Origin of the sequence: Actinomadura sp. NPDC049382, assembly GCF_040677125.1 — a bacterium.
Taxonomy (GTDB): domain Bacteria; phylum Actinomycetota; class Actinomycetes; order Streptosporangiales; family Streptosporangiaceae; genus Spirillospora; species Spirillospora geliboluensis.
Window position 1 is genome coordinate 1 of sequence record NZ_JBFARO010000230.1, and the last position, 5,960, is coordinate 5,960.

4 protein-coding genes are annotated in these 5,960 nt (G+C 73.4%); all 4 read right to left on the reverse strand.

The window, feature by feature from the left end; all coding sequences use genetic code 11:
• Positions 1-151: 151 nt before the first annotated feature.
• Positions 152-1,210 carry a phospho-N-acetylmuramoyl-pentapeptide-transferase gene (mraY, locus tag AB0K34_RS45805; RefSeq protein WP_138637702.1) on the reverse strand — a complete coding sequence of 353 codons (1,059 nt, stop codon included), beginning with the start codon at positions 1,208-1,210 and terminating at the stop codon, positions 152-154.
• Entirely contained in the window at positions 1,207-2,589 is a 1,383-nt protein-coding gene (murF, locus tag AB0K34_RS45810; protein WP_364554805.1) for a UDP-N-acetylmuramoyl-tripeptide--D-alanyl-D-alanine ligase, read from the reverse strand. Before murF ends, mraY begins: the two co-directional genes overlap by 4 nt.
• On the reverse strand, positions 2,586-4,121 hold the full coding sequence (locus AB0K34_RS45815) for a UDP-N-acetylmuramoyl-L-alanyl-D-glutamate--2,6-diaminopimelate ligase (protein WP_301177884.1): 1,536 nt from the start codon (positions 4,119-4,121) through the stop codon (positions 2,586-2,588). The genes murF and AB0K34_RS45815 overlap by 4 nt, the downstream gene beginning before the upstream one ends.
• An 81-nt stretch (positions 4,122-4,202) precedes the next feature.
• Entirely contained in the window at positions 4,203-5,810 is a 1,608-nt protein-coding gene (locus AB0K34_RS45820; protein ID WP_364554807.1) for a penicillin-binding protein 2, read from the reverse strand.
• Positions 5,811-5,960 lie beyond the last annotated feature (150 nt).

The window sequence follows — 5,960 nt, forward strand, 5'->3', positions numbered from 1 at the left end:
GCCAGCTCGGCGGCGTGCCCGCGCTGCTCGTCGCCGTCGCGGGCGTCCACGATCGTGACGCGGGCGCCGCGGCCGGCGAGGACGCGGGCGGCGGCGCGGCCGGACACGCCGAGCCCCGCCACGCACACGGACAGGCCGTCCCAGGGCTCGTTCACTTCTTCGGCATCCATTCCAGGTAGAACAGGCCGAGCCCGGCCGCGGTGAACAGCGCGGACATCAGCCAGAAGCGCACGACGATCGTGGTCTCGGCCCAGCCGGACAGCTCGAAGTGGTGCTGCAGCGGGGCCATCTTGAACACCCGTTTCCCGGTCATCTTGAACCCGCCGACCTGGATGATCACCGACAGCGTGATCATCACGATGAGGCCGCAGAGGATCGCGAGCAGGAACTGGGTGCGGGTGAGGATCGCGAGGCCGACCAGCACGCCGCCGAGCGCCAGCGAGCCGGTGTCGCCCATGAAGATCTTCGCGGGCGGGGCGTTCCACCACAGGAAGCCGAACACGCCGCCGAGCACGGCCGCGGCGACCACCGCGAGGTCGAGGGGGTCGCGGACGCTGTAGCAGTTGGGGGCGAGGGCGGCGGCGCAGCTGTTGCGCAGCTGCCAGTTGCCGATGATCACGTAGGCGGCCAGCACCATGCCGGCCGGGCCCGCGGCGAGGCCGTCCAGCCCGTCGGTGAGGTTCACGCCGTTGGACATGGCCGCGATGAGCAGCAGCGCCCACAGCACGAACAGGTACGGGCCGATCGAGGGGCCGAAGTCGCGCAGGAAGGACAGGTGGGGGTCGGCGGGGGTGACCTGGTAGCCGTTGGGGAAGTTCAGCGACCCGACGGCGAACACGACGCCGACGAGGATGATCCCGACCATCTTGGCGCCGCTGCGCAGGCCGAGGCTGCGCTGCTTGAACACCTTGATGTAGTCGTCGACGAAGCCGACGAGGCCGAGGCCCGTCATCAGGAACAGCACGAGGACGCCGGAGATCGTCGGCTCCTCGCCGGTGACCAGGTGCGCCGCGGCGTAGCCGACGAGCGCGCCGACGATGAAGACCGCCCCGCCCATCGTGGGGGTGCCGCGCTTCTTGAGGTGCGCCTCGGGGCCCTCGTCGCGGATCATCTGGCCGTAGCCGAGCCGGTTGACGATCCGGATCCACACCGGCGTGCCGACCACCACGAAGACCAGCGCGATCCCCGCGGCGATGATGATGTTGGTCATCGGGCGGCCTCCGCCAGCAGCGCCTCGGCCACCCGTTCCAGCCCGGCCACGCGCGAGCCCTTCACCAGCACGACGTCCCGCGGCGCGAGCCGCTCGCTGAGCACGGCCACCGCCGCGCCGACGTCATCCACCTGTACGCACTCTCCCGTCCATGACGCCACCTGCCCGGCCCCTTCGGCCATCGCCGCCGCGTTCGCGCCCACCACGACGAGCCCGGCGATCCCGCTGCGCGCGACATGCTGCCCGATCTTGGCATGTTCCGCCACGGAGGCGTCGCCGAGTTCGGCCATCTCGCCCAGCACCGCGAAGGCGCGCCGCCCGCGGGCCATGTGGACCAGCACGTCGAGCGCGGCGAGCGTCGAGTCGGGGTTGGCGTTGTAGGCGTCGTTCACCACGGTCACCCCGTCGGGCCGCTCGGTGACCTCCATCCGCCACCGGCTGACCGGCACCGCCGCCGACAGCGCCTCGGCGACCGCGTCCGGCGCCAGCCCGGCGGCGCGCGCGGCGGCGGCCGCGGCGAGCGCGTTCGGGACGGCGTGCGACCCGTGCAGGCGCAGCGCGACCGGCGCCGACCCCTCCGGGGTGACGAGGGTGAACCGGGCCCGGCCCCGCTCGTCGAGCGTCTCGCCGGTCGCGCGGACGACCGCGTCCGGGCCGCGGCCGAACGTCACGACCTCGCCCCGGGTGCGGGACGCCATCGCCGCGACCAGCGGGTCGTCGGCGTTCAGGACGGCCGTGCCGCCCGGCGGCACCGCCTCGACGATCTCGCCCTTGGCGCGGGCGATGTTCTCCCGGCCGCCGAACTCCCCGACGTGCGCGGTGCCGACGTTCAGCACCACCCCGACGTCGGGCCGGGCGATCCCGGTCAGGTAGGCGATGTGGCCGATGCCGCGCGCGCCCATCTCCAGCACGAGGTGGCGGGTGCCCGCGTCGGCGCGCAGCGCGGTGAGCGGCAGCCCGATCTCGTTGTTGAACGAGCCCGGCGGGTGCACCGTCGGCCCGGCGCGGCCCACCACCTGCGCGATGAGGTCCTTGGTGGAGGTCTTGCCCGCCGAGCCGGTCACCGCGATGACCGTGAGGTCGGGGAGCCGCTCCAGCAGGCCCCTGGCCAGCCGTCCGAGCGCCTCCTGGACGTCGGCCGCGACCACGCACGGCCCCTCGACCGGGCGCTGCCCCAGCACCGCGGCGGCCCCGGCGGCCAGCGCCCCGGCCGCGAAGTCGTGCCCGTCCGCGCGCTCGCCCTTGAACGCCGCGAACAGCGCCCCGGGCTCCACCGCGCGGGAGTCGATGACCACGGGGCCGCTCACCACGACGTCCGGCGGCCCGTGAAGGGCGCCCCCCGTGATCTCCGCGATCGTCGCCAGCGGAAGTGGGATCACGCCTGCGTCCCGTCCCCTCTAGTCCCTTGTCTCCGGCGTCGCAGCGCCGCGCGGACGACCTCGCGGTCGTCGAACGGATGGGTCTCGCCCGCCACGCTCTGCCCCTGCTCGTGGCCCTTGCCCGCGACGACGACGACGTCACCGCGGCGGGCCCGGCCGACGGCCAGCCCGATCGCGGCGGCGCGGTCGGGCTCCACGACGATGTGCGCGCGCTCGGGCTGCGGCACCTTGAGCCCGCCCTCGACCATAGCGGCGAGGATGGCCAGCGGATCTTCCGACCGGGGGTTGTCGTTGGTGAAATACGCCATGTCGGCCAGCCGGGCGGCGGCCTCCCCCATGAGCGGCCGCTTGCCGCGGTCGCGGTCGCCGCCGCAGCCGAGCACCACCGTGAGCTCGCCCTCGGTGACGGGCCGCAGCGCGGTCAGCACGGCCTCGACCGCGCCCGGCTTGTGCGAGTAGTCGACGAGGGTGACGAAGTCCTGGCCCTCGTCGACGCGCTCCAGCCGGCCGGGGACGCCGGGCAGCGACCCGACGCCGCCGACGGCCGCCTGCAGCGTGATGCCGGCCTCGACCAGCGCCACGATCGCGGCGAGCGCGTTGGCGACGTTGAACGGCCCGGCGAGCCGGACCTCCGCGTCCGCCTCGATGCCGCCCGGCCCCACCACGCGGAACACGCTGCCGTCGGCGCCGACGCGCACGTCCTCGGCGCGCCAGTCGGCCGCCGGGTCCCCGGACGGGGAGAACGTCGTCGTCGGCACCGCGGCGATCTCCAGCAGCTCGCGGCCGTAGTGGTCGTCGAGGTTGACCACGCCGACGCGGGAGTACTCGGGCGTGAACAGCCGCGCCTTCGCCAGGAAGTAGTCCTGCATGGTGGGGTGGTAGTCCAGGTGGTCCTGGGAGAGGTTCGTGAACACCGCGACCTCGTAGCGGGCGCCGCCGACGCGGCCCTGCACGAGCGCGTGGCTGGACACCTCCATCGCGGCGGCGCCGACGCCGCGCTCGCGCATCATCGCCAGCAGCGCGTGCAGGTCGGTCGACTCCGGCGTCGTCAGCGCGCTCGGCACCACCTCGCCGCCCACCCGGATCTCGACGCCGCCGACCAGGCCCGTCTCGATCCCGGCGGCGCGCAGGCCCGCGTCCACCAGGAACACGGTGGTGGTCTTGCCGCTGGTGCCGGTGACGCCGATGAGCGTGATGTCCCGCCCCGGGTCGCCGTAGACCCAGGACGCGGCCTCGCCGAGCCGCGCGCGGACGTCGGCGACCACGAGGACCGGCAGGCCCGCCGCCGCGGCCCGGTCGTACCCGGCCGGGTCGGTGAGGACCGCCGCCGCGCCCGCGTCGGCGGCCTGGCCGGCGAACTGGGCGCCGTGCGCGCGGGCGCCGGGCAGCGCCGCGTAGACGTCGCCGGGGCGTACCGCCCGCGAGTCGTGCGTGATGCCCGTGACCGACGTGTCGTCCCGTCCGTCCCATTCGATCCCGAGGAGCTCCGCGAGCCCGCTCAGCGGACGGGCCGGATTGGTGGTCGGACGCATGGCTGTTCTTTCGGTGCTCGCGGAACGGGACTGGTGGGACACGGGTGGTGGACTCACAGGCGAGGAGGGTACTCGCTGCGCTCAGTCTCGGGCGTGGATCTGGATGATCGGCGGTCGGCTCCCCGTCGGCGGGATCTTCTCGGACTGCAGCGCGAAGCTCATCACGTCCTTGAAGACCGGAGCGGCCGCATCGCCACCATAGTGGCTGCCGCGCTTCGGGTTCTGCAGGACGACCTGCACGACGAGCTGCGGGTCGTCCGCCGGGGCGAATCCCGCGAAGGACGCGGTGTAGCCGCCGCCCTTGTAGCAGCCGCATCGCGGGTTGACGTTCTCGGCGGTGCCGGTCTTGCCGGCGACGCGGTAGCCCGGGATCTGGGCCTTGGGGGCGGTGCCCTCGTCGGTGGTGACGCCCTCCAGCATGTCGCTGATGTCACGGGCCGTCTTGGCGCTGATGACCTGCTTGCGCGCGGGCGCCGGCGCCGGCGTGAACGCGTCGTCCTCGCCGACGGTGCCCTCGATGAGGGTGGGCGCGACGCGGACGCCGCCGTTGGCGATGGTCGCGTACACGCTCGCCATCTGCACCGCGTTCACCGACGCGGTCTGCCCGAACGCGATCGAGTACCGGTCGGTGCCCGACCACTTGGCCGGCGGCGGCAGCAGGCCGGACGTCTCGCCGGGCAGCGGCAGGCCGGTCCGCTGGCCGAACCCGAAGTCGCGGAGCGTCCCGTAGAGCTGCTGGGAGCTGATGCTCTCGCTGGCCATGATGGTGCCGACGTTGCTGGACTTGGCCAGCACCCCGGCGAACGTGAGCCGCTCCGGCGCGTGCGGGTGCGAGTCGTGGAACTCGACGTCGTACTTCCGGATCTTGTCGGGCACGGTGTAGGGGGTGCTCTTGGTGACGCCGCCGTGCTCCATGACGGCGGCGGCCGTGACGACCTTGCCGGTGCTGCCGGGCTCGTAGGCGTTCTGGACGAGCGGGCTGCCCCACCGGGACCGGTCGGAGTCGCCGTAGCTGTTCGGGTCGAACCCGGGCGCCGAGGCCATCGCGAGCAGCTTCCCGGTGCGCGGGTCCATGACGATGACGCTGCCGCTCTCGGCGCGGGTGGCCTTGACCTGCTTCTCGATGGCCTCCTGCGCCTTGAACTGCAGGTCGCGCTGGAGCGTGAGGCGGACGCCGCGGCCGGGCACGGACGGGCGCTTCTGGTCCTCGCCCATGGGGATGTGCTGGCCCTCCAGGCTGATCTCCACCCGCTGCCAGCCCTCGCGGCCGGCGAGCACGTCGTTCATCGAGCTCTCCAGGCCGGCGGCGCCCTTGCCCGTGTCGTTCACGAACCCTATGACGCTCGCGGCCAGCGAGTCGTTGGGGTATTCGCGGCGGTATTCCGGAAGAGTTCCGATTCCGGGGAGGTCCCAGGAGGTGATGAGCCGCGCCTGGTCGGGGCGGACCCCGTGCGCCAGGTACACGAACCGGGTGTCGGGCTTGCTGACCTGCTTCATCAGCGTCGCCGGGTTCAGGCCGAGCGTCGGGGCGAGCGCGTTCACCACCGCCTGCCGCCGGCCGTCCTCGATCAGCGACGGGTCGGCGTAGATGGCGCGCGCCTCCACCGTCATGGCGAGGGGGTGGCCCTGGGCGTCGGTGATGTCGCCGCGGACGGCGGGCAGCTCGATCTCCTGCATCCGCTGCCGCATCGCCTCCGCGGTGTACTTGCCGGACTCGATCGTCTGCAGCTGGACGAGGCGCCCGGACAACTACGACTCGTTCACCGGCAACCTCGTCCAGTACGTGGCCGAGGCGGGCGCCGAGCCCGCCGTGCTGCGCAACGACGAGGCGGCGTGGCG